Here is a 23,457-nt window from a genome sequence, read left to right as displayed (position 1 = left end):
AAACCGGCCACCAGCAACCGGGAACCCTCCAGCGGGCAGGTTCTGCAGGAGTTCGGGCACGACTCAGCCTGCACCCGCCGGGCAGGTGCCGGGGATCAGTCTCCGGGCAGGGCGGCGGTCAGCGCCTCCGCGGCCGCGGCCGACCAGGCCGCACGGCGGGCACGGTAGATCTCCGTGGTGCGCTGGGCGGGCCAGTCCTCGCCGAGGTAGTCGAACGGCAGACGCGGGTCGCTGCGCAGCAGCTCCAGCCAGTCGGCGACGAGCATCGTCAGCGCCGCCAGCGGTGGGGCCTCGATCGTCTCGGCGGTGTTCCACTCCGTGGCGAACCGCTCGTGCGCGGCACGGATGCGGGCGAGATCCCATGCGGTGCGCGCCGCATCCGCCACCGGGAACGCGGCGAGATCCCGAGCGCGGAACGCGATCACCGCGCCGGCCGGCAGCTCCTCCTTGAGGCCGCCGAGGGCTGCGACCAGGTCGACCTCACCCGGCGCGATCCAGAGTCCGTCGCGCACCGCGGCGAACCCCTCCCACGCGAGCGCCGCGCGCAGGCGGTGGCGGAGCGTGCGCTGGTCCTCCGGAACCGTGAAGGTCACGAGCGTCCATCCGCTGCCCACCGGGTCGAACGGATGCGGCGAATGCACACGCTCGGACGCCTCTTCCAGCACCGCGCGCCCCTGTTCCGTGAGGGCGAACTCCACGCCGCGACCGACCCGTGCGCGCGAGAGCAACCCGGTCACGGCCATCCGGTCCAGGGCGGCCCGCGTGGTGGGAGCGGCGACCCCGGCGCTCTCGAGCACGTCGAGATAGAAGCTGGCGCGGACGGGACGGGAGATCCCGCGCTCGAGCAGCTCGCCCAGCAGGGCGAGCAGCAGGCGCTGCGGCGCGCGCTGGGTCGCTTCGATCTCTCGCGAGAGGGATTGCACCGATGTCACCGACATATCATGCGGCCGGACGGACGGCCTCGCCGCGCTTGGCGCGCTGGATCTGCTCGTACACGTGCGTGCGCAGCTCCGTAAAGCGGGGCAACGCACGCGTCGTGATCTGGTCGCGCTCGGGCGCGAGATCGATCACGAGATCCTCCTGCACCCATGTCGGCGACTTGGAGAGCACGACGACCCGCTCGCCGAGGTAGACCGACTCGTCGATGTCGTGCGTCACGAACAGGATCGACATGCCGCGCTCCAGGTGCAGGCGCCGCACGAGGTCCTCCAGGTCCGCACGCGTCTGCGCGTCGACGGCGGCGAAGGGCTCGTCCATGATGAGCACCTCGGGCTGGTAGGCGACGGCGCGCGCAATCGCGACGCGCTGCTGCATGCCGCCTGACAGCTGCCACGGGTAGCTGTCGGCGGCGTGGTCGAGGCCGACGGCGAGCAGCGCATCGTCGATGAGCGCGTTGCGCTCGCTCTTCGAGAGCTTCTTGTGCTTCAGCGGCAGCTCGACGTTGCCGCGCACGGTGAGCCACGGATACAGGCTGCGTCCGTACTCCTGGAAAACGAGCGCCATGTTCGGCGGCGGCGCGGTGACCTGCTTGCCGTCGAGCACCACGCTGCCCGCGGTGGGGCGGAGCAGACCCGAGATGCACTTGAGCAGCGTGGTCTTGCCGCATCCGGACGGGCCGACGATGCACACCAGCTCGCCGCGGCGCATCGAGAAGTCGATGTCGCCGATCGCTTCCACGACGCCCGTCGAGGACTCGTAGACCTTCTTCAGGTGTTCGACCTGCAGGAGCGTCTCAGGCACGCTCGACCTCCTTGATTCCGTGGTACCAGCGCAGGACCCTGCGCTCGACGATGGTGAAGATGACCGACAGGACGATGCCGACCAAGCCGAGCAGCACGATGCCGCTCCACATTTCCGCGATCAGGTAGTTGCGCTGGAAGTAGGCGATCTGGAATCCGAGGCCCGATGAGGAGAAGAACATCTCGGAGATCACCATCATGATCAGCGCGACCGACAGCGTCTGACGCACCCCCGCCATGATGCGGGGGCTCGCCGCCGGCAGCACGAGCGAGAACAGGCGCTGCGCGGGAGTGAGCGAGAACGACTTGGCCGTCTCGGTCATGACCGAGTCGGTGCCGCGCACACCGTCGACGGTGTTCAGCAGGACGGGCCACAACGATCCGAAGACGATGACGACGATCTTCATGTTGTCGGTCACACCCAGCAGGGCGACGAAGACGGGGATCAGCACGGGCGGCGGGATCGCGCGGAAGAACTCCAGCAGCGGCTCGGCCAGCTCGCGCAGCCACCGCGTGAGGCCGATGAGCGTTCCGACGGCGACGCCGATCACGACCGCCAGCACGATCGCCAGGGCCAGGCGCGTCAGGCTCGGGACGACGTCGGTGAGGAACGCCGGACCGACCCAGGTGTTGACGAAGGCCTCGGCGATCCGCCCCGGCGCGGGGAAGAACTTGCCCGGGGCCACGGTGCCCCACACGCCCCAGATGATCAGCAGCACGATCGGCAGGGCGAGCGCGTAGGCGGTGCTCGTGGCAAGACGTGCCCACACCCGCGGTGCGCGTGGCGGCGTGCGGACAGTGCTCGTGTACAGGGTCACAGCACTTCCTCCCCTCGCACCGACTGGTGCCAGGCGAGCGCGCGGCGCTCGAGCACACGGAAGACGAGATTGATGATGAGGCCGAGCAGACCCGTAACGATCACGACGGCGTAGACCGTGGCGATGTTGCCGTTGCTGGCCGCGAGGATGATGACCTTGCCGAGACCGGGGTTGCCGATCGTCATCTCCGCCGTGATCGCCAGGATGAGGGCGACGGATGCGGCGAGTCGCAGCCCGGTGAAGATGTAGGGGAGCGCGGTCGGGAGCACGAGGGAGCGCAGCTGCGCGGCGCGCGTGAGGCCGTAGCTGCGCGCGGTGTCGCGGGCGACCGTGTCGATGTCGGCGACGCCGTACAGCACCTGCACGAACACCTGCCAGAAGCAGGCGTACACGATGATCACGAGCGCGGCGGGGATCTGGATGCCGTACGTCAGGATCGCCAGCGGGATGAGGGCCACCGAGGGGATGGGGCGCAGGAACTCCACCATGGTGTTGGTTCCCCGCCGCAGCACCGGGACGAGGCCGATGAGCCCGCCGAGCAGGATGCCGAGCACCGAGGCGATCGCGAGACCGATCGCCCAGGCGGTCAGGGTGCGCCCGACGTTGCGCCAGAACTCGAGGTCGGCCGCCATCGTACCGAGGCGCGTGAACGTGTCGACGGCCGAGGGCAGCTGCGAGGGGTTGATGAGACCGGCAGCGGAGATGAGCTGCCAGGCGCCGAGGAACACGACGACACCGAGCAATCCGAGCAGCGGAGCTCGAAACGAGCGTCGGCGTCGACGACGCGGCACGACGACCGTCGACGTGTGCACCGGCGCAGGCGGAGCGAGGGTCATGGGGGGCCTTCCGGAGGGGATGCGGGGGATGCGGCGCGTGCCGCATCCCCCGCTCGGGATCACTGCGGCTGGATCAGCTTCGTGAAGTCGGGCTCTGCGTCGATGTACTTGTACTGCACAGCGAGGGCGGCGAGCTTCTCGATGCCGGCGTCGTCGAGGGCGGAGGTGAAGTTCGGCAGCGTGATGGCGGCCGCCGCGGCTTCCGGGATCTCGAGGTTCTTCACGATCGCGGCGCGCACGGCGTCCGCGTTGTCGGTCGCGTACTGCTGGGCCTCGGCCATCGCCGCCGCGTAGTCGGCGACGAGCTGCGGGTCGGCGTCGATCTTCTCCTGCGTGGTGAAGTTGGTCAGCACCGTCAGACCGGGGATGGTGGCCTGGTAGGGCGAGACGACGTCGACGCCACCGCCGGAGACGATGAGCCCGCGGAAGGGATCGGGAACCCATCCGGCGTCGATGTTGCCCGCTTCGAGCTGTGCCTGCACGTCGGGGAACGCGACCTCGACGAACTCGATGGTGGACGAGTCGCCGCCGGCGTCGTCGACGGCCTTGCGGATGGTGAGGTCACCGGCGGCGCCGATGCTGTTCACCGAGACGCGCTTGCCGGCGAGGTCGGCGGGGCTCGTGATGCCCGAGTCCCCGAGGGCGACGACGGAGTTGACGTCCTCGCCGTCGGCGTGGCTCGAGGCGTAGTTGCTGAAGATCACGACGCCGAGATCCTGCAGGGCGGCGCGGATCGGCCCCATGGGCTGACCGATCGCGAAGTCGATGTCGCCGCTGAGCAGCGCGGGGATGGCCTGCGCACCGCCCTGGGCGGGAACGACCTCGACATCGAGGCCGTGGTCCTCGAAGATGCCGGCGTCGATGGCCGCCCACAGGGCGCCCGTCTCGGCGATGGGGAGAGCGGCGACGCGCACCTGGCGCATCTCACCGCCGCCGGCGGTGGAGTCACCCGAGGGGGACGTGGCGGGCGCGGCGGAATCGGTGCAACCGGACAGGGTCAGAGCGGCCACGGCTGCGAGAGCGATGGCGGCAAGGGTCTTCTTCATCGAAGTGCCTCTCAGTGACGGTAAGCAGGACATCGGCACGTTCGGCTTCGTCACGCTCGGGCGATGCCGCGCCCGCACGCGTCGGCACCGCGATGTGCTGACTCCGCCATCGTGCGCGACCTGCATCCCCATGTCAAGACTTTCTTGACGATCGTCACAATTCCGTTTATTTTGCGCCGCGCGTCTTCCGTCCATTGATCGTCGCTGTGCTGGCGCACATGAATGACGTACGGATCGGATTCGGATCATTCCGCTCCCAGCTGCCTGCGTGTTGCCTCCCCTCGGGGCCCGGCGCACCTCGCCGTGCGCCAATGTGCAACAAATCCGGCGCGTGCGTGCAAGCGATCATCCCGCCCGCGCTCCTAACGTCATGTCATCCGATGAGGGATGCCTGCACCGTTAGGTGAGAGAGAGTAACGATGACGTCACTTGAGAACCGGGTCGCCGTGGTCACCGGCGCGAGCTCAGGAATGGGCCGTGCGATCGCCGCGACCCTCGCCGCCCGCGGAGCATCGGTGCTGTGCGCTGATCTGAAGAAGACCGCCAACTCGGGCGGCTATGAGCGCGACGCCGATATCGACACCGACGATCTGATCGTCGCGCAGGGGGGCAACGCGTCGTTCGTGCGAATGGATGTCGCCGAGCCAGCCTCTGTGGAAGCGGGCATCGCAACGGCGGTCCAGCGATACGGCCGACTCGACATCATGATCAACAACGCGGGCATCTTCACCGGCCCGGCCACGGCGATCGACCAGCCAGTCGATCACTGGGACCTCACGATGACGGTCAACGCACGGGGCGTTTTCCTCGGTTGCAAGTACGCGCTGGCCCAGATGATGGCTCAAGAGAGCAGCGAGACAGGTCCGCGCGGGCGCATCGTCAACATCGCCTCCGTCGCCGCCGTGTCGGGGCTGCACCAGGAGCCCGCCTACTGCGCCTCCAAGGGCGCGGTACTGGCGCTCACCCGCCAACTCGCGGTCGACTTCGGCCCGCACCGCATCGGCGTCAACGCGATCATGCCGGGCGTCGTGCGCACGTCGATGACGAGCATGCTGCTCGAAGACGAAGCCGCCGTCGCGGCGGTACGCCAGGCGAACACCTACCCGCGCTTCGCCGAGGCTGCTGACATCGCCGCCGCCGCCGCGTATCTCGCCTCGGACGAGGCCGAGTACATCAACGGCGCAGGCCTGCCCATCGACGGCGGCTTCCTCGCCTTCTGAGCCGCCGGCATCGCCCACCCCCTCCCGAAAGGACACGCAATGTTCGAAGAGATCGCCTTCGCCGTCGCCGATGGCACTGTGCTGCGCGGCCGGTTCTATGCCGCCACCACTGAGCCCGGCCCCGTCGTCGTGCTCGCCGCCGGCTTCGCCGGCACCATGGACCTGCGCCTCATCCCCTTCGCCGAACGCTTCCACGCCGCCGGCCTGAACGTACTGATCTACGACCACAGGGGTTTCGGCCTGAGCGAGGGCGTGATCCGCCAGGAGGTCGATCCGTTCGCGCAGATCAACGACTGGCGCGAGGCGATCACGGTCGCGCAGCTGCGCCCCGAGGTCGACCCCGAGCGCGTCGGCATCTGGGGCACCAGCTACAGCGGCGGCGAGGTGCTCCAGCTGGGCGCCACCGACCGCCGGGTCAAGGTCGTCGTGTCGCAGGTGCCCTACATCAGCGGCTTCCAGACGATGGCCCGCCAGGTGCGCGCCGACCACCAGGTCGAGGCGTACAAGATGTTCGCGGGCGACCGTATCAACCGTATGAGCGGCAACCCGCCGATGATGATGCCGATCATCACCGACAACCCGGCAACCCCCGCCGTGCTGCCCACGCAGGACGCGTGGGACTTCACACAGAGCATCATCCACGAGGCGCCCACCTGGCGCAACGAGGTGACCGTGCGCTCGATGGAGCTCAGCGGCGCCTTTGAGCCCGCTCTTTATGTCTCGCGCATCTCTCCGCGTCCCCTCTTGATCATCGTCGGCAGGAACGACCTGCTCACGACGCCCGATCTCGCGTTCGACACATACGCCAAGGCGCTCGAGCCGAAAGAGCTCGTCATTCTCGATGGCGGACACTTCGACCCCTACGACCGCCTGTTCGACGAGGCCGCCACTCCCGCCGCCGCCTGGTTCGCAACGCACCTCTGAAAATGCCCACTCGAGACCCGAATCGAGACGGCATGCACGCCCGGAGATCAGGACGCGAGAGGATGTCGCTGCGTCGGCACTGCACCCCGCTCTCTGGCCGTGCGCGGATTCACCCCGAAGCGCTCCGTGAACAGACGGCTGAAGTGCGCGCCGTCCGAGAATCGCCAGCGCTGGGCGATGTCGGTGAACGACGACGTGCACGCGGCATCCGTCACCTCGTCGCAAGCTCCCTGCAGCCGACGCTCGCGCACCCATCCGCTGATCGTCTGACCATGGCCAGCGAACAACGCCTGCAGGTGTCGGAGCGAGACACCGTGTCGCTGAGCGATATCCGCCGGCACCAGGTCGTGACGGATGCGCCGGTCGAGGTCTGCGAGCACCCGCGCGTACAGTGCTTCGCGGGGATCGTCGGCGGCGTGCAGGTCGAGCGAGATCGAGCGGGAGATCATGCCGATGGCGCCGTCCAGTGCGATCTCGACGGCGGCGGGCCGCAACGCCAAGAAGTTCTGGGCGATACCCGAGAAGAACTGCGCGGCGATCGCCCCCATGGGCGAAGCGCCGCTCAGGTGCCAGGCGGCGGGCATGGTGTCGATCGTGAAACGCGCCGAGAACCGCTCGATGGGCACGAGGATCGTCAGTTTACTCAGCTCGTCGTGCACCTCGAACGCGAGCTCGGCGTCGCTGCGCCACATCATGATGTCGCCAGCGTGGGTGATGGTTTCGTTGCCGTCGACGTAGCAGAGCTCACTACCGCCCAGATTGCAGCCGATCCCGATGTACTTCTGCTTCTCACCGTCGATCACCGACCGGTCGCGCCAACCGACGCATGCGCCTCCGCGCAGCCGCGACACCGTGATGTCGCGCACCGTGCGCAGGTCGACCTCGGGCGCCGCCGAACGCCGGCGGAAGCGCCAGGTCAGGATCGCGTGATCGAGGTCGTCGTCGACGTCGATCACATCGCCCGGGTGAAAGGTCATCGTCGTCCTTCGGGATGGATCTGGCGTCATTATCGCACGTCGCACACCGGCGGGCGCCGTACCCGCGGTACCTCTTCTCGTTCTGATCAAGGAGACCCGTTATGAGCCACCCGACCGTCCCTGCCACGATGCTGGCCGCACGCTTTCACGCCGGAGAGCGAGGAGTGACCCTCGAAGAAGTACCCGTGCCGGTACCCGGCCGCGGCGACGTCCTGATCGAGGTCGCCTACTGCGGCATCTGCATGTCGGACGTGCACATGGTGGACGGCACGCTGCCGCCCTTCGTCTCCGAGGTGACACCGGGACACGAGTCCGCTGGCACGATCGCCGCCGTCGGCGACGATGTGCCGGACGCCTGGAGTGTAGGACGGGAGGTCGTACTCACTGCGGGAAAGCGCTGCGGCGCGTGCCTGTCGTGCATCAACGGCCAACCCTTCGACCGCTGTCTGACGCCGCTCATCATGGGGTCGTTCTACGACGGCGCGTGGGCGCAGTACGTGCTGGTGTCCTTTGCGCAGCTGGTGGCCCTGCCCGGCGGTGTGCCGCTGGATCAGGCCGCCGTGCTCACCGACGCCGTGGCCACACCCTACGCGGCACTGAAAGATACCGCGCAGCTACAGGTCGCCGAGTCGATCGGCATCTGGGGCCTCGGCGGCCTCGGCACTCACGCGGTGCAGCTCGCACGCGTGCTCGGCGCTGCCCCGATCATCGCGATCGACGTGTCGGAGTTCGCCCGCAATCGCGCCCTCGCCCTGGGCGCGGATGCCGCCCTCGACCCCGCAGATCCCGACTTCGCCGTGCGTATCCTCGAGCTCACCGACGGACTCGGGCTCGATGTCGCCGCTGAATTCGTGGGCTCCAGCTCAGTTCGAAACCAAGCCGTCACCTCGCTCGCGGCACACGGACGCGTCGTGATGGTCGGCCTCGCCCCGGACCCGCTCGTGCTGACCGACTCGATGACCCCGGTGATGCGCAGCCAGAGCCTGCGTGGCCACCTGGGCGCAAACCCCACCCACCTACGCGAGTTGGTCTCGCTCGTGCAGCACCGCCGGCTCGATGTGTCGGCCTCGGTCACGCGCGTGTACCCGCTCGGCCAGATCCACGAGGCGCTCGGCGCGATCGAACGCCGCGAGGGCCACCCCGTGCGCCTCGTCCTCGACCCGCGCGGGCGCTGACGCCCGCGAACACCCAGGGTCGCCGCACCCGCGGCAACCCGCTCTCCTCGATTCAACGAAGAACCGGAGCGATCATGTCGTCGAAAGTCCTGCGCGTCACCGCCGCGCTCACTGTCACCGCCTGCCTTGCGGCCCTCACCGCCTGCACCACGACCGGAGCAGCGACCTCGAACACGGCAGCCTCGAGCGCGCCGCTGAAGATCGGCATGGTCGTGCCTCTCACCGGCGGTCTCGCCGCGCTCGGGCAGGGCAGCAAAGACGCCGCCGAACTGATGGTCGCCCAGCTCAACGCCGCCGGCGGAGTGAACGGCCAGGACATCGAGTTGACGATCGTCGACGACAAGACGGATGTCACCGAAGGCGTCAAGCAGTTCAACCAGCTGGCCGCCGACCCGAGCTACTCGGCGATGCTGGGCAGCTCCTACACGCAGGCCGCCACCGCAGAGGGCGCGACAGCCGAGTCGGCGAAGATCCCGATGATCGCGCTGAGCCCGGTCTCGGCGTTCGTCGACGGCAGCAACCCGTACGCCTTCACCGGCCCCGCGACGCCCGATGTGTACGCCAAGGCGCTCGTGGACTACTGGAAGAGCGAGGACATCACGACGGTCGCCATCGGGTTCTCGGCCGACCTGTTCGGCCAGGACGGCTCGGACGCCACGAAGAAGTACGCCGAGGAAGCGGGAATCGAGGTCGTGCTCGACGAGTCGCACGATGTATTCGCCACCGACTTCACCCCTCTGGTGACCAAAGTCGTCGCGGCGAAGCCCGAGGCGTTCGCACTGTGGTCGGCGGGACCGCCGGCCGTGATCATCACGGCGCAGCTCGAGGGCAAGGGCATCCCCATCTACGGCACCGGGGCTATCGCCTCGAGCTTGTTCATCGGCCCGGCCGGCACGGCCGCCGAAGGCGTGCTCGCCGCGACCACTGCATCGATGGCCACCACCAGCCTGCCTGCGGGCGACTACCGCGACCAGGTCGTCGCGCTGAACGATGCCTGGATGACGGCCCACCAGGGCGATCCGGCACCGGAGTTCGCCTACGGCGGTGCGGCCGCCGTTCAGCTGCTGGCCGAAGCCGCCCGCAAGGCCGGGTCGACCGACCGCGAGTCCCTGCGCAACGCCCTCGCATCGCTCGAGGTCGTGACGGTCGCCGGAGAGTACTCATTCGCCGACGATCGCCACATGGGCCTGACCGAGGAGAACCTCGCCATCATGACGGTCGAGAACGGCGCCTGGGTTCCCACGCAGTACTCACTCGACCTGTTCGCCGCCGCCAAGTGACCGTCGCGTTGCGGGGGGAGCACAGCCGATGATCGTCGTCGACAATCTGTCACGGTCCTTCGGTGGCGTCTTCGCTGCCCGCGAGGTATCGATGTCGGTCGCTGCGGGTGAGGTGCGGGGAGTGATCGGTCCGAACGGGGCGGGAAAGTCCACCCTGTTCAACCTCATTAGCGGACACCTGCGCCCCCAGTCCGGCACGGTGTCGCTGGGCGGAACGCGCATCGACACCCTCCCCCCGCACCGCCGCGCTGAACTCGGCATCGCCATCGTGTTCCAGGGCGCTCGGGTCTTTCCGGGAATGAGTGTGCTCGAGAACGTGGCGGTGGGGGCGCATGCGCGCACCGACGCGGGCGCACTCAGTGCCATCCTTCGACTCCCCCGGCACCGCCGCGGCGAGTCCGAGATCTTCGCCGATGCCGAGGCGGCGCTCGAGCGCGTGGGGCTCGCCGACTGGGTCTCCCGGCCGGTCACGGCTCTGCCCCTCGGTCAGCAACGGCGCCTGCAAGTGGCGCGGGCGCTGACGGCGAAGCCCACCGCGTTGCTGCTCGACGAACCCGCGTCGGGCCTGCGCGCTCCGGAGCGGCAGGATCTCAGCCGCTTGATCCGCGAACTGCGGGCCGACGGCATCACGATCCTGCTCGTCGAGCACGACGTGGCGATGGTCACATCTCTCGCCGATCGCATCACCGTGCTCGACCTCGGGCGCGTGATCGCCGACGGCACACCCGACGAGATCAGACGGGATCCCGCCGTCATCGCCGCCTACCTCGGAAAGGCTTCCGCATGATCCTCGAGATTGCCGACCTCACCGTCGCCTACGGTTCGGCCGTCGCCGTCGACGGCGTATCCCTGCGCGTAGAGAAGGGGGAGCTGGTGGCCCTCGTCGGACCCAACGGCGCCGGGAAGACATCGCTCGTGAATGCCGTGTCGCGCGTGGTGCGCCCCGTTTCGGGCACGATTCATGTCGCAGGGCACGCAGCCCAAGTACCCGAGGGGCGTCAGATGTTCGGCGACCTGTCGGTCGAGGACAACCTCCGTTTGGGCGCGTGGCGACGGCACCCCAAAGACCTCGTCCCCATCTACGAGCTGCTGCCCGATCTGCAGCGGCTGCGTCGCCAGCGCGCCGACACGCTTTCGGGTGGCCAACAGCAGATGGTCGCCGTGGGGCGGGCGCTCATGTCACGCCCCGACCTGCTGCTCATCGACGAGTTGTCGCTCGGGCTGGCGCCACTCGTCGCTGCGCAGCTGATGACCCATCTGAAGGAGCTCAACCGGGAGCAAGGCACCGCGCTGCTCCTGATCGAGCAGGAGATCGGATTGGCGTTCGAGGTTTGCTCTCGAGCCTACGTTCTCGAAACGGGTCGCATCGTGCTCGAAGGGCCCACCAACATGCTGCGAGACGACCCCCAGCTGCGGGCGGCCTACTTCGGCGGCGCCACCGACGAGACGGCCGCCTGATGACCGAGCTGATCACTTACATCGTGTCGGGCCTCGCGCTCGGCGGCTCGTTCGCCCTTGTGGGAAGCGGCATCGTCGTGGTCTACCGCGTGACGCATGTCGTCAACTTCGCTCAGGGCATGTTCGCCGTGGTCGGCGCCTTCCTCTCCTATGCCCTGGTCGGCACGGTACTGCCGCACGGGCTGGGCGAGCTGGTCGCCGTACTCCTCTGCGCTGTCGTGGGTCTGATCGTTGGCGTCGCGGCCGTGGGACGCCGCTCGACCCCGTCGACGATCGCCCTTCTGATCACGCTCGGGATGTCGATGATCGGCGCCGCGATGATCGTCCTGGTATGGGGGCAGAACCCGGTCTCCCCGCCGGGCCTTCGCGGCACGATCGACATCCTCGGCGCATCGATCCAGACGCAGCGCGTGCTCGTGTTCGTCGTCGCGGTCCTCACCTTCGCTCTTCTCGGCGTGTTCTTCGGGCGCACCGAACTCGGCCGCGCGCTGACGGCATCGGCATCCAACCCTCGCGCTGCCCGCCTGGTCGGCATCGACACCCGAGCCATGGGCTTGTTGGCATTCGCGATCGCGGGAGCACTCGGTGGCCTGGCCGGCGTCCTGATCTCGCCCACGACGGCCCTGTCGGCGACGTCCGATCTCGCGCTCGTGCTCAGCGGGTTCGCCGCGGCCGTGTTCGGGGGATTACGAAGCCCCTGGCTCACGTTCCTCGGAGCACTCGTGCTGGGCGTAACCGGCCAGCTCGTCGCCGGCTACCTCAACGGCTCGTACCAAACCCAGTTGGCGCTGGTCATGATGCTGATCCTGATGATCGCACGCGCCGGCACCATGACCACGGAAGAGGCCAAATGATGTCCCGCTGGTTGTCTCGGGCGGCGGTCGCCCTGGCCACGACCATCGCGTGCCTCGTGCCGCTGATGGCGACCGACCTCACATTCTTCGTGCAGATGACGCTGTCGGCGGTCATTGTCACCGGGCTGTGCCTCTTCATGGGATTCGCCGGGCAGGCCTCGCTCGGGCAGGGGGCCTTCGTTGCCGCCGGCGGGCTCGCCGTCGCGGTCACGACCGTGCAACTCGGAATGCCACCCCTGCTCGCCCTGCTGCTGTCGCCCGTGCTGGGAGCTCTGCTGGCGGCCGTCGTCGGGTGGCCGCTGCTGCGACTGCGCGGGCACTACCTCGCCTTCGGCACTCTCGCCGTGCTGATGCTCGTCCAGGTCATGATGGCCACGGTGCCGCTCTTCGGAGGCGGCACCGGCATCTTCGGCATTCCCGCGCTATCCGTGGGTCCATTCGCGGTGACGGGTCAGCTGCCCTACGCCTACCTCGCGCTCGCGCTGCTGGGTGTAGCGCTGATCGTCAGCCGCAACCTGGTGCGTTCTCGCTTCGGACGCGGCATCCGAGCACTCGCCGGCAGCGAAACCGCGGCGGCCTCGAGCGGTGTGCCGATCTTTCGCAGCAAGCTACTGGTGTTCGCCGTGTCGGGTGCTCTCGCCGGTGCCGCGGGAGGAATCGGCGCGTTCTTCACTCCATACGTGAGTCAAGACACCTACCCGCCGTTGGCGTCGTTTGGATACGTGATCATGGCTGTCATCGGCGGCGTCGGCTCGCTCTGGGGCGGCGTCGTGGGTGCCGTGGCGCTCAGTCTCTGGCTGCAACTGATGAGCATTCTCAGCACCCTGCCCGGACTGCCCGACACGGCCGCGTCCATTTTCCAGTACGCGGGCTACGGGCTCGCCCTCGTGGTGTTCCTGCTTCTGATGCCGGACGGTATCGTGCCCAGTGTGCAGCGCGCATGGGAAGGGCGCCGCACCGACCCCGGTGGCGGCCTCCCCCGCGATGCGTCCGCACTCCTTCATGGCGGTCGAGCCGCTGCCACGGAGGAGTGACCCGCCGACATTGCCTGAGGGCGCGGGTACGGCGGAGCAAGAGGTGGGTGCCAGCGCGCCGCGTCTATCCGTGAGGTCACGTAGCCCAGCGATGAGTCGCGGGCCACCTGAGCCCACTCCATTCAGCGGGATGCATAATCGGTGCAGACGAAGGGGTCTGGATGATCGCCGAACCGCGCAGCGAGTTCGTGGGCCGAAAGGCCGAGCTCGACACGATCGGCGTGCTGCTGCGCACGGGTCGCCTGGTGACGCTCACCGGCGTGGGCGGGGTCGGCAAGACGAGGCTGGCCTCGCGCGCGGCCAACCGGTTCGCCGCCGCCACGGGGGTGACCGCCTGGTTCGTCGGACTCGACAGTCTCCAGGATGCGCGGCGCGTGCCACTGGCCGTCGCACGGGCTCTGCCCCTGGGCGAGCATTCCGCCCGCGATCCGCTCGATTTCCTCGCCGACGTCCTCTCCGACACGCCTTCTCTGGTCGTCCTCGACAACTGCGAGCACCTCATCGACGCGGTGGCGGCGCTCGCCGACGAGCTCCTGGATGCGGTGCCGCAGCTGACGATCCTCGCGACGAGCCGACGCAGGCTCGACGTCGACGGTGAGCAGGTCTTCGCCGTGCCACCGCTGTCGCTCGCCGACGACGCCTCTCACCCGTCCGACGCCCTCGCCCTCCTGCTCGCGCGTGCCCGCGCGGCCGATGCGTCCTTCGCCCTGTGCGAGCAGGAGGAGTCGGTGGCGGAAGAGCTCTGCCGCTCGCTCGACGGGCTGCCGCTCGCGATCGAGCTGGCGGCGACCCGGTTGCGCTCGCTGCCGCTCTCCGAGCTCAACGGGCGCTTGTCGTCGCGCTTCACGCTGTTGCGGGCGGCCTCCCGGTCCGCCGTCGCCCGCCAGCGCACCCTCGGAGCGGTCGTCGACTGGAGCTACGAACTGTGCACCCCCGAGCAGCGCAGGGTGTGGGAGGCGATGAGCGTCTTCCGCGGCCCCTTCGACCTCGCGGCCGCCGCATCGGTGGCCGAGCTCACCGAGACGCAGATCGTCGACGTGGTCGACGATCTCGTCACGCAGTCGGTCATCGAAGCCGATCGCGAGAACGGACGCCTCCGCATGCTCGAGACGATCCGCGCCTACGGACGCCAACGCGCGGAGGAGAACGGCGCGTGGCCGCTGCTGCTGCATCGCCACCTCGGGCACTACCGCCGCCTCGCCGACGCCGCGGACGGACGGTGGTACGGACCCGATCAATCGGGCATCATCGCGACCCAGCGTGCGGATCGAGCCGAGCTTCACGCCGCGCTGGGCACCGCGACGACCGTCGATGCCGACACGGCGCTCGCGCTGTTCGCCGCGCTCCGGTACCACTGGGGCGTCGGGGGTTTCCTGCCCGAGGGCCGCGCGTGGGCGACGCGTGTGCTGGCGTTGCCCGGTGCCGGCGCGGCGCCGCGGATGCGGGGTTCGATCACAGCGGCGTGGCTGTGTCTGCTGCAGGGCGATCTGGATGAGGCGGATGCGCACCTCCGCGACGCCGAGGCGCTGCTCGCGTCCGTTCCCGAACCGGAGCGCGTCGTGTTCACGGTGGAGCTCCAGCGGTGGCGTGGAACGCACGCGCTGTTCTCTGGCGATCCGGCGACAGCCGTGGTCGACTTCGAACGCTCCATCGGCGGCGCCCTCGGCGCAGGCCTCGCCGACGAGGCACTGCTCGCGCAGTTCCAGCTCACGACGGCCCGAAGCCACCTCGGCGAGCGTGGGGCGGGGACCTCGGCCGAAGCGGCCGCTCGGCACAGCGAAGCGATCGGCGAGATGTGGATGCGCTCGCTCGCGCTGTGGTCGCTCGCGCTGGCGGCATTCTGCGACGGTGAGCTCGATCTCGCCGAGACGCGCGCGCGTCAGTCGTTGCGGGCCGAGGACGGCATCGATGATCCGGTCGGGGACTGTCTCGTGCTCGAGCTGCTGAGCTGGATCGACGCGGCGCGCTCACCGACCGAGCGCTCGGCCGTGCTCCTCGGGGCGGCCCGCAGCCGCTGGCGCCGCGTCGGCTCCGACATCGCGGTGCACGGGCCGCAGATGGCGGCCCACCACGAGCGATGCGTGGCCAGGGTGCGCGCACGCCTCGGCGACCGCGCGTTCGAGCGCGCCGCCGCGGTCGGCGAGCGCCTGACCCCCGTCGAAGCGGTGTCGTTCGCCGCGTCCGCCCGGGGCGCTGCGGGCGGGCTCAGCGAGCGCGAGCGGGAGGTGGCGGCCGGCATCCACGAGGGGCTCAGCAACCGCGAGATCGCCGAGCGGCTCGTTCTGTCGGTGCGCACCGTCGACACCCACGTGCAGCGCATCCTCGGCAAGCTCGGCTTCGGCTCGCGCGCCCAGATCGCGGCGTGGTTCGAGTCCACACGCGCTGCGGTCACGGGGGAGGTTACGTAGTCCTACGGATACCGCGGTTCCGGGCGCCGACCGACACTGAGCGTCAGACATCGTCGTCACGGAGCCGCCGCCGCACGCCGACTCCCCGGATCAAGGAAGACCGGAACATGAGCGAGAACCCGCACGTGCTCCTCGTCCACGGCGCATGGGTCGGGGCCCGGGAGTTCGCCCCCGTCATCCCCCTGTTGCAATCGCTCGTCTGGACGGTCGAGACGAGGTCGTGCGCCTCGCCACCGGGCATGCACCGTTCCAGGAGGACCCGCGCGGCTTCGGCGACGCGCTGTCACGCGTCGCCGCGAGCGCACCGGCCTGACCCCACCCATCGAAGGAGCACCTCATGACCCTCACCGATCCCGCATCCACCATCGCCGGCACCGGTGAGCGCGCACGGGGCCGGCTGTTCATCGGCGGCGTCTGGCGCGACGCCTCCGACGGCGCCGTCATGGACGTCGTCTCCCCCGCCAGCGGCCGCAAGGTGGGCGAGGTCGCACGGGCGACGACGGCGGACGTCGACGACGCGGTCGCTGCCGCCCGAGCCGCCTTCGACTCCGGCGCCTGGTCCCGCCTGTCGAGCAGGGAACGCGCCCGCATCCTGCAGCGTGCGTACGCGCTCATGCGCGAGCGGACGGAGGAGCTCGCGCGGGCGGAGAGCCTGGATGTCGGCAAGCCCATCACGTTCGCGCGGATCATCGACGTGAACAACGCCGCGGAGCTCTACGAGTTCTACGCGAGCCTCGGCCACCACCTCGACGGCGACGTACGCGAGACGACCGGCAACACCCACGCCTATGTGAAGCGCGAGCCGATCGGGGTCGTCGCGGCCATCACGCCGTTCAACTTCCCCCTCATCCTCTCGAGCTCCAAGATCGCGCCCGCGCTCATCGCCGGGAACACGATCGTGCACAAGCCCGCGAGCGACACCCCCCTCTCGGCCCTCATCATCGCCGACATCCTGCAGGAGGCGGGTGTGCCCGACGGGGTCTTCAACGTCGTGACGGGGCCCGGCGCCGCCCTCGGCGACCACCTCGTCGGCCACCCGGACGTCGACAAGGTCGCCTTCACGGGTTCGACGGAGATCGGCGCCCACGCGGCGGCCATTGCCGGACGCACGCTGAAACCGTTCACGGCCGAGCTCGGCGGCAACGCGGCCAACATCCTGTTCGCCGATGCGGATCTGAACGCGGCGATCAACACGGTCATCTCGGCTTTCGTGTTCAACTCCGGCCAGTTCTGCATGGCGGGCCCGAGGCTTCTCGTGGAACGCCCGCTCTACGAGACCGTGCTGGGCATCCTCGCCGATGCTCTGCCACACGTGCCCTTCGGCGACCCGGCGGATGAGGGCACCGTCATCGGTCCGCTCGCCAGCGCGAACCAGCTCGAGAAGGTGGCGGCGATGGTCGACCGCGCCCGCGCGGCGGGTGCGCGCATCGTCACGGGCGGCGAGCGCGCCGAGCTCGGCGGCGGCTTCTACTACCGCCCGACCGTGATCGCCGACGTGCCGAACGAGGCCGAGGTGGTGGCCGAGGAGGTCTTCGGTCCCGTCCTGACGGTGCAGCCCTTCGACACCGAGGAGGAGGCGATCGCCCTCGCCAACTCGACGCCGTACGGACTGGCCTCCGGAATCCAGACCGCTGATCTCGCCAAGGCGCACCGCGTGGCCGCGCGCCTGGATGCGGGCATCACCTGGGTGAACGGCTGGGCGCTGCTCGATCCCTCCGTCCCGTTCGGTGGCGTCAAGTCCTCCGGTTGGGGGCGCGAGAACGGACCCGAGGCGATGGCCTCGTACCAGCGCACCCATTCGATCGTCTTCAACCTCGAGACAGGAGCATCGGCGTGACCGCGGGCCGCGCGGCCATCCTGCAGGACGGCGCCCTGCGGGTCGAGGATGTGGAGTACGGGGCGCCGGGTCATGGCGAGGTGCTCGTACGGCTCGTGGCGACCGGGCTGTGCCACACGGACCTCGGGGTGATCGCCGGCGGCATCCCGTTCCCGACCCCCGGCATCATCGGGCACGAGGGCGCGGGCATCGTCGAACAGGTCGGGGCGGGGGTCGACTCCGTGGCACCCGGCGACAAGGTGCTGCTGAGCTTCACCTCGTGCGGCGCGTGCAGCGGATGCCGGGGCGGGCATCCCGCCTACTGCGAGACCTGGCAGGTGCGCAACCTCTTCGGCCTGATGCGCCCCGACGACTCGGGCACCATCACCCACGACGGCCTCCCGGTGGCCGGCCACTTCTTCGGGCAGTCCGCGTTCGGCACCTACGCGATCGCCGACGAGCGCTCCGTCGTCGCGGTGGATGCGGACGCCGACCTCACGGTGCTCGCGCCGCTCGGCTGCGGCATCCTGACCGGATTCGGCTCGATGTGGAACGTGCTGGATCCGGGCCCCGCCGACACCGTCGCGGTCTACGGCTCCGGCGCCGTGGGGCTGTCGGCGATCATGGCGGCCGCGCATCGCGGCCCCGCCGCGCTCGTCGCGATCGATCTCGTCGACGAACGACTCGCGCTCGCCCGCCGGCTCGGCGCGACCCACACGATCGACGCCGGCTCCGAGGACGTCGCGGCCCGCCTCGCCGAGATCACGGGCGGACGCGGCGTCGACCTGAGCTTCGACACGACCGCGAGCCCCCGCGTGGCACGCGGCGCGCTGGACGCCGCCGCGATCCGCGGCACGGTGCTCGTGTGCGGCGCACCCCCTCCCGGCACGGAGATCCCGGTGGACATCCAGAGCATCCTGACCGGAAAGGTGCTGCGCGGCGTGACGATGGGGGACACGCTGCCGCAGCAGCTCATCCCGGAGCTCGCCCGGCTGCACGCCGAGGGTCGGTTGCCGCTGGAGCTGTTGGAGACGACGTACACGCTCGACGAGATCGAGCAGGCGGTCGCCGACATGCACCACGGTGTGACGGTCAAGCCGGTCATCGTGTACTGACGCGTCGACGAACGGATGCGGGCGGGCCGGCGACAAGGCCAGCCCGCATCCTCTCGCGCGAGCATACGATGTCACGATGTCGATGACGACATCGGAACCCCCTCCCCCACCCGCCCTCGCCTCGGTGGACCATGCGCTGCGCCTGCTGCTGCTGCTCGGCGATCGACCCGAACTCCGTGTGACCGAGGCAGCCGCGCGCCTGGGCGTGGCCGCATCCACTGCACACCGTCTGCTGACGACCCTCGCCGCCCGGGGCTTCGTCACCCAGGACCGGATCTCGAAGGTCTATCGGGTGGGACCGGCACTGATCGAGATCGGAGTGCACAGCACCAGCTCCATCGACCTGCGCGCTGCGGGCGAGCCGCACCTGAAAGTACTCAGCCAACGGATCTCCGAGACGGTCAATCTCCTCGTCCGGCAGGGGGACTCCGTGCGCTTCGTCGCGGGCTTCGAGGCGGACCAGCAGGTGCGTACGCAGGTGTTGACCGGCGCACTGCTGCCCGCCTACGCCACGTCGGGCGGCAAGGTGCTGTTGGCGGAGCTGTCCCGCGAGGAGCTGCGCGCACTGTACCCGCGGGGCCTGCGCCGCCTGACCCAGCGCACCCGGACCTTCACTCAGCTCATGGCGGAGCTTCCGCTCGTGATGATGCGCGGCTTCGCCGTCAACGACCAGGAGAGCCGCGACGGGCTGTCGGCGATCGCCGTGCCGCTGCGCGCTCGGGACGGACGCGCGATCGCCGCGGTGGCGATGTCCGCACCCAGCGCGCGCCTGGGCGCGGAGCGGATGCGGGAGCTCGTCGTCGAGCTGCGCGCGTGCGCGTCGGCGATCCGCGGCGATCTGGCTCGGTGACCTCCCCGCACCCTCCCGGATTCCGCAGGGCGGAATCCGCCCCCGCGCGCCCTTGCCCGCTTCCGGCGACGGGGATTGGCTTGCTCGCGTTCCGGCCACGACGAGGTGAGCCGGCGAGAGAGGATCCGAGCCGATGAAGATCGACGCCTTCTGCCACCTGTTGCCGGCCGAGTACGCCAAGCGACTCTTCGCCATCGACGACAGCCCCGTGGCGCGCAACATCCAGAAGCGGGTGAGCGGCGTTCCTGCCCTCGTGGACATGGACGAGCGGTTCCGGATCATGGACGAGTTCGGCCCCGACTACCGGCAGATCGTGAACTCGGCGGCGCCGCCGCTGGAGGATCTCGGGCCCACGGCGCGGACGGTCGAGCTCGCGCGGATCGCGAACGACGGAATGGCTGAGCTCACCCGCGACAACCCCGACCGATTCGCCGGCTTCTGCGCCGCGGTGTCGCTCAGCGACGTCGACGCCGCGATCGCGGAGGCCGAGCGCGCCTTCGACGAGCTCGGCGCGGTGGGCGTGCAGATCTACACGCATGTCAACGGCGGGCCGATGGACCAGGAGCGGTTCTTCCCCTTCTACGAGGCGGTGGCCGCACGCGGTGACAAGATGATCCAGGTCCATCCCTGCCGTGACTCCAGCTGGTCGGACTACAAGACCGAGGCGCGCTCGAAGTTCGAGATCTGGTGGACGTTGGGCTGGGAGTACGACCTGTCGGCGTTCATGTCCCGGCTCGTGTTCTCCGGGGTGTTCGAGAGGCTGCCCGACATCAAGATCCTCATCCACCACGGCGGCGCGATGATCCCCCACTTCGCCGGGCGGATCGGGCCGGGCTGGGATCAGCTCGGCTCGCGCACGCCCGCCGATCAGGCGGAGGACATCGAGGGGTATCCCCTCACCGAGCGCCCCATCGACGCGTTCCGCCGCTTCTACGTCGACACCGCCTACTTCGGCGCCGGCGACGCGATGCGCACCGCCATCAAGTTCTTCGGCGTCGATCACACGCTGTTCGCCAGCGACACCCCCTTCGACCCCGAGAAGGGTCCCGGATACATCCGCTCCACGATCGCCAACCTCGAGGAGATGGACATCATCGACGACGCCGACCGGGCCGAGATCTACCACGGCAACGTGTCGCGTCTGCTGGGGCTCTGACACCCGCACCACCCGACCGAGCTTCCGCTCACACAGAAAGAGGCAGACAATGACGTTCCTGACCCTCCGCCGGACCGCCGCCCTGGCCGCGGCCGCACTGATGACCCTCTCCCTCGCGGCCTGCGCGGGAGCCGCCGAACCCGCGGGCGGTGACGAGACGGGCGCTCCGGAGAAGGCGAATCTGACGATCGCCATCAACCCGTCCTCGCAGTTCGCGCCGCTGTACTACGGGATCGAGGAGGGCATCTTCGAGAAGCACGGACTCACGCTCGAGATCACCCCGCAGACGGATGTCGCCTCGATCGTCTCCGGCGTGGCCAGCGGGACCTACGACTTCGGCTTCGCCACCGTCGTGCACGTGCTCACCGCGAACGCGAACGGCATCCCGCTGCGCGCGGTGTCCACCATCGAGGGGCAGATCCAGCCCGACGACGAGGGGACGATCACGATCGCCTCACCCACCTCCGGAATCACCGACTACGGCGATCTCGAGGGCAAGCGCGTCGCCACCGTCGGACTGTCGTCCCACAACACGCTGACGCTGTGGGAGCTGGCGAGCCGCGACGGCGTGGATGCGAGCTCGATCGAGCTCGTGCAGATGCCCTTCGGTCAGATGGCGGCAGCTCTCGCCAACGGCGATGTCGATGCGGCGGTCATGCAGTGGCCGTTCGCGGCCGACGCGCTCTCGGCCGGCGGTGTGACGCTCGGCTACAACAACCGTGAGATCTTCAACGGCGCAGCGACGACGCTCTTCAACACGTCGCAGTCGTTCATCGACCAGAACCCGAAGACCGTGCGAGCGTTCTCGGACGCGATGATCGAGTCGATCGAAGGCGCATCGGCGAACGAGGATGCGGCCCGCTCCGCACTGGAGAAGGGGATGGGCGTCACCGCCGAGCAGGCGGCCGCCGCGCGCTGGAACATCGGCGGCGACCCCCACCTGACCGTCACCGGATTCGAGACGGCGCGCGATCTGCTCGTCAAGTTCGGTACCGACCAGTCCCTGACCGACGCCCTGAAGAACCTGGACGTCGACTCGGTGGTCTGGCCCGGCGCGCTGGAGAACTGACGTGACGTCGCACTCCTTCCCCACCCGTGAGGGCGGCGGCGGATGAGGGGCGTGGCGCGCGAGCGCGGCCTCGCCGTGGTGCTGCCGCTGTTGGCCGTGGCGATCGTGGTCACCGCCTGGCAGCTGGCGACATCGACCGCCCTGGTGAGCCCGACGCAGTTCCCCTCCATGACGGACTCGATCGCGGCACTCCTGCAGGAGCTCACCACGGCGCGCCTGTGGTCCGCCGTGGGGGCGACGCTCATCGGCTGGTTCTTCGGCATGGTCATCACGATCACCCTGGGCCTGGTCGTGGGCACGGCGCTGGCCCACAGCGACATCGCCCGCCAGAGCGCTGCTCCCGTGATCGAGACGTTCAAGGCGATCCCCGCGATCGCCGTGCTCCCGCTCGTGATCCTCGTCGCCGGGTCGACCCTGCCGATGAAGGTCTTCCTCATCTGCTTCGCCGCGTTCTGGCCGTTCGTCATCCAGGTGATCTACGGCGTGCGCTCGATGGATCCCGTCGTCGCGGACACCGCGAAGGCGCTCGGCGTGCGCGGCATCCGGCGGTTCCTCGTGGTCAGCATCCCGAGCGCGTCGCCGTACCTCGTCACCGGGATGCGGATCGCCTCCGCGCAGGCGCTCATCCTGGCGGTGGTCGCGGAGATCGTGGGCGGCGCCGCGGGCGTCGGGCGCAACATCCTGCTCGCGGAGAACGCCGGGGTGAGCGCCTACCCCACGATGTACGCGTACATCATCGTCGCGGGATTGCTGGGCATCGCCCTCACCGGAGCGTTCTTCCTTCTCGAGAAGCGGTTGATGCACTGGCACGAGTCGCAGCGCAACATGCGGCTCGAGGCGAAGGGGGCGCGCGCATGAGCCGACTGACCACCAGCACCGTTCCCGTCCCACGGCGCCGCTCGGGCCCGTTCGCCTCTCGCCTCGTCGGGGTGCTGCTCGCACTGTGGCTGCCCGTCGTCCTCATCGCGGTGTGGTGGTTCGTCTCGGCCGGCAGCACGTCGCCGTTCTTTCCGCCGCTGTCGCGGATCGTGCAGGAGACCTGGAACCAGTGGGTCGTCTACGGCGCATGGACGAACCTCATCGCCAGCGTGCGAAACCTCATCCTGGGCTACCTCGCGGGTGTGATCATCGGCCTGGTCGGCGGCACCGTGCTGTGGCGGTGGCGAAGGGTGCGTCAGGCGGCGAACCCGCTGATCTACTTCCTCTACGTCCTGCCCGCACCGGCTCTGCTTCCGGCCATGATCGCGATCTTCGGGATCGGCGAGATGCGGCAGATCGCGCTCATCGCGCTGGGTTCCATCTGGCCCACGCTGCTGAACACGCTGGACGGCATGCGCGGAATCTCGGGAACGGCGTTCGACACAGCCCGCGTGCTGCGCCTCGGTGGGATCCGCACGTTCTTCCGCGTCGTGCTGCCCGCCGCAGCACCGCAGATCGCCGCGGGGATGCGGGCGAGCCTCACCATCGCCATCGTGCTGATGGTCGTGAGCGAGATGGTCGCCGCCCGCTCGGGCATCGGCTACTTCATCCTGCAGGCGCAGGCGGAGTTCGCGATCGTGAAGATGTGGACCGGCATCCTCGTCCTCGCGCTGCTCGGCACTGTCCTGAACTACCTCTTCGTCGTCGTCGAGCGCCGCGCGCTGCGGTGGTACTACCGCTCGCGGGCCGCGAACGGATCCTAA

At 69.3% G+C, this 23,457-nt stretch carries 22 protein-coding genes; 16 read left to right on the top strand and 6 right to left on the bottom strand.

Features of this window, described 5'->3' with window-relative positions:
• Positions 1–95 precede the first annotated feature (95 nt).
• Genes EHF32_RS13940 through EHF32_RS13920 form a run of 5 tightly spaced genes read right to left on the bottom strand, consistent with a single transcriptional unit; the run spans position 96 to position 4,439 of the window.
• Positions 96–932: a PaaX family transcriptional regulator gene (locus EHF32_RS13940; protein ID WP_161594127.1), complete on the bottom strand. Its 837-nt coding sequence runs from the start codon at positions 930–932 to the stop codon at positions 96–98.
• A 7-nt stretch (positions 933–939) separates the two neighbouring features.
• The gene (locus EHF32_RS13935) at positions 940–1,740 is read right to left on the bottom strand and encodes an ABC transporter ATP-binding protein (protein ID WP_137418744.1); all 801 of its coding nucleotides are present in this window, start codon (positions 1,738–1,740) and stop codon (positions 940–942) included.
• Positions 1,733–2,557: an ABC transporter permease gene (locus tag EHF32_RS13930; protein WP_137418743.1), complete on the bottom strand. Its 825-nt coding sequence runs from the start codon at positions 2,555–2,557 to the stop codon at positions 1,733–1,735. Before EHF32_RS13930 ends, EHF32_RS13935 begins: the two co-directional genes overlap by 8 nt.
• Positions 2,554–3,393 (bottom strand): ABC transporter permease, encoded by an 840-nt coding sequence (locus tag EHF32_RS13925; protein WP_137418742.1) that lies wholly within the window; start codon positions 3,391–3,393, stop codon positions 2,554–2,556. Before EHF32_RS13925 ends, EHF32_RS13930 begins: the two co-directional genes overlap by 4 nt.
• 59 nt (positions 3,394–3,452) lie before the next feature.
• Positions 3,453–4,439 carry an ABC transporter substrate-binding protein gene (locus EHF32_RS13920; RefSeq protein WP_137418741.1) on the bottom strand — a complete coding sequence of 329 codons (987 nt, stop codon included), beginning with the start codon at positions 4,437–4,439 and terminating at the stop codon, positions 3,453–3,455.
• Between the two features lie 419 nt (positions 4,440–4,858).
• On the opposite strand from EHF32_RS13920, the gene EHF32_RS13915 reads away from it, so the two are divergent.
• Positions 4,859–5,659 carry an SDR family NAD(P)-dependent oxidoreductase gene (locus EHF32_RS13915; protein WP_137418740.1) on the top strand — a complete coding sequence of 267 codons (801 nt, stop codon included), beginning with the start codon at positions 4,859–4,861 and terminating at the stop codon, positions 5,657–5,659.
• 39 nt (positions 5,660–5,698) lie between these two features.
• Complete coding sequence (locus tag EHF32_RS13910) at positions 5,699–6,583, top strand: alpha/beta hydrolase (protein ID WP_137418739.1); 885 nt, start codon at positions 5,699–5,701, stop codon at positions 6,581–6,583.
• Positions 6,584–6,630: 47 nt separating this feature from the next.
• On the opposite strand, the gene EHF32_RS13905 is transcribed toward EHF32_RS13910, so the two are convergent.
• Positions 6,631–7,560 carry a helix-turn-helix domain-containing protein gene (locus tag EHF32_RS13905; RefSeq protein WP_161594126.1) on the bottom strand — a complete coding sequence of 310 codons (930 nt, stop codon included), beginning with the start codon at positions 7,558–7,560 and terminating at the stop codon, positions 6,631–6,633.
• 101 nt (positions 7,561–7,661) lie between these two features.
• Here EHF32_RS13905 and EHF32_RS13900 point away from each other — a divergent pair, with 101 nt between their 5' ends.
• The 14 genes from EHF32_RS13900 to EHF32_RS13835 all read left to right on the top strand — a co-directional run bounded on the left by EHF32_RS13900 (position 7,662) and on the right by EHF32_RS13835 (position 23,457).
• On the top strand, positions 7,662–8,735 hold the full coding sequence (locus EHF32_RS13900) for a zinc-binding dehydrogenase (RefSeq protein WP_137418737.1): 1,074 nt from the start codon (positions 7,662–7,664) through the stop codon (positions 8,733–8,735).
• A gap of 74 nt (positions 8,736–8,809) precedes the next feature.
• The gene (locus tag EHF32_RS13895) at positions 8,810–10,015 is read left to right on the top strand and encodes an ABC transporter substrate-binding protein (RefSeq protein ID WP_137418736.1); all 1,206 of its coding nucleotides are present in this window, start codon (positions 8,810–8,812) and stop codon (positions 10,013–10,015) included.
• Positions 10,016–10,043: 28 nt separating this feature from the next.
• Positions 10,044–10,802, top strand: coding sequence for an ABC transporter ATP-binding protein (locus EHF32_RS13890; protein ID WP_137418735.1), 759 nt, complete (start codon positions 10,044–10,046; stop codon positions 10,800–10,802).
• Positions 10,799–11,473, top strand: a complete 675-nt coding sequence (locus EHF32_RS13885; RefSeq protein ID WP_137418734.1) for an ABC transporter ATP-binding protein — start codon at positions 10,799–10,801, stop codon at positions 11,471–11,473. Before EHF32_RS13890 ends, EHF32_RS13885 begins: the two co-directional genes overlap by 4 nt.
• Complete coding sequence (locus EHF32_RS13880; protein ID WP_137418733.1) at positions 11,473–12,327, top strand: branched-chain amino acid ABC transporter permease; 855 nt, start codon at positions 11,473–11,475, stop codon at positions 12,325–12,327. The genes EHF32_RS13885 and EHF32_RS13880 overlap by 1 nt, the downstream gene beginning before the upstream one ends.
• The gene (locus EHF32_RS13875) at positions 12,327–13,361 is read left to right on the top strand and encodes a branched-chain amino acid ABC transporter permease (protein ID WP_161594125.1); all 1,035 of its coding nucleotides are present in this window, start codon (positions 12,327–12,329) and stop codon (positions 13,359–13,361) included. The genes EHF32_RS13880 and EHF32_RS13875 overlap by 1 nt, the downstream gene beginning before the upstream one ends.
• A 161-nt stretch (positions 13,362–13,522) precedes the next feature.
• Positions 13,523–15,769, top strand: a complete 2,247-nt coding sequence (locus EHF32_RS13870) for an ATP-binding protein (protein ID WP_137418731.1) — start codon at positions 13,523–13,525, stop codon at positions 15,767–15,769.
• A gap of 337 nt (positions 15,770–16,106) precedes the next feature.
• Positions 16,107–17,606, top strand: coding sequence for an aldehyde dehydrogenase family protein (locus EHF32_RS13865; protein ID WP_137418730.1), 1,500 nt, complete (start codon positions 16,107–16,109; stop codon positions 17,604–17,606).
• Positions 17,603–18,700 (top strand): NAD(P)-dependent alcohol dehydrogenase, encoded by a 1,098-nt coding sequence (locus EHF32_RS13860; RefSeq protein ID WP_137418729.1) that lies wholly within the window; start codon positions 17,603–17,605, stop codon positions 18,698–18,700. Before EHF32_RS13865 ends, EHF32_RS13860 begins: the two co-directional genes overlap by 4 nt.
• Positions 18,701–18,776: 76 nt before the next feature.
• On the top strand, positions 18,777–19,550 hold the full coding sequence (locus tag EHF32_RS13855) for an IclR family transcriptional regulator (RefSeq protein ID WP_137418728.1): 774 nt from the start codon (positions 18,777–18,779) through the stop codon (positions 19,548–19,550).
• A 133-nt stretch (positions 19,551–19,683) separates the two neighbouring features.
• Positions 19,684–20,706, top strand: coding sequence for an amidohydrolase family protein (locus EHF32_RS13850; protein ID WP_137418727.1), 1,023 nt, complete (start codon positions 19,684–19,686; stop codon positions 20,704–20,706).
• A gap of 49 nt (positions 20,707–20,755) precedes the next feature.
• Entirely contained in the window at positions 20,756–21,775 is a 1,020-nt protein-coding gene (locus tag EHF32_RS13845; protein WP_137418726.1) for an ABC transporter substrate-binding protein, read from the top strand.
• A 51-nt stretch (positions 21,776–21,826) separates the two neighbouring features.
• Positions 21,827–22,633, top strand: coding sequence for an ABC transporter permease (locus tag EHF32_RS13840; protein WP_161594124.1), 807 nt, complete (start codon positions 21,827–21,829; stop codon positions 22,631–22,633).
• The gene (locus tag EHF32_RS13835) at positions 22,630–23,457 is read left to right on the top strand and encodes an ABC transporter permease (RefSeq protein WP_137418724.1); all 828 of its coding nucleotides are present in this window, start codon (positions 22,630–22,632) and stop codon (positions 23,455–23,457) included. The genes EHF32_RS13840 and EHF32_RS13835 overlap by 4 nt, the downstream gene beginning before the upstream one ends.

This window comes from Microbacterium sp. RG1 (genome assembly GCF_005347485.1).
In the GTDB taxonomy this organism is placed as follows: domain Bacteria; phylum Actinomycetota; class Actinomycetes; order Actinomycetales; family Microbacteriaceae; genus Microbacterium; species Microbacterium binotii_A.
This window is presented reverse-complemented; position numbering and strand designations above follow the sequence as displayed.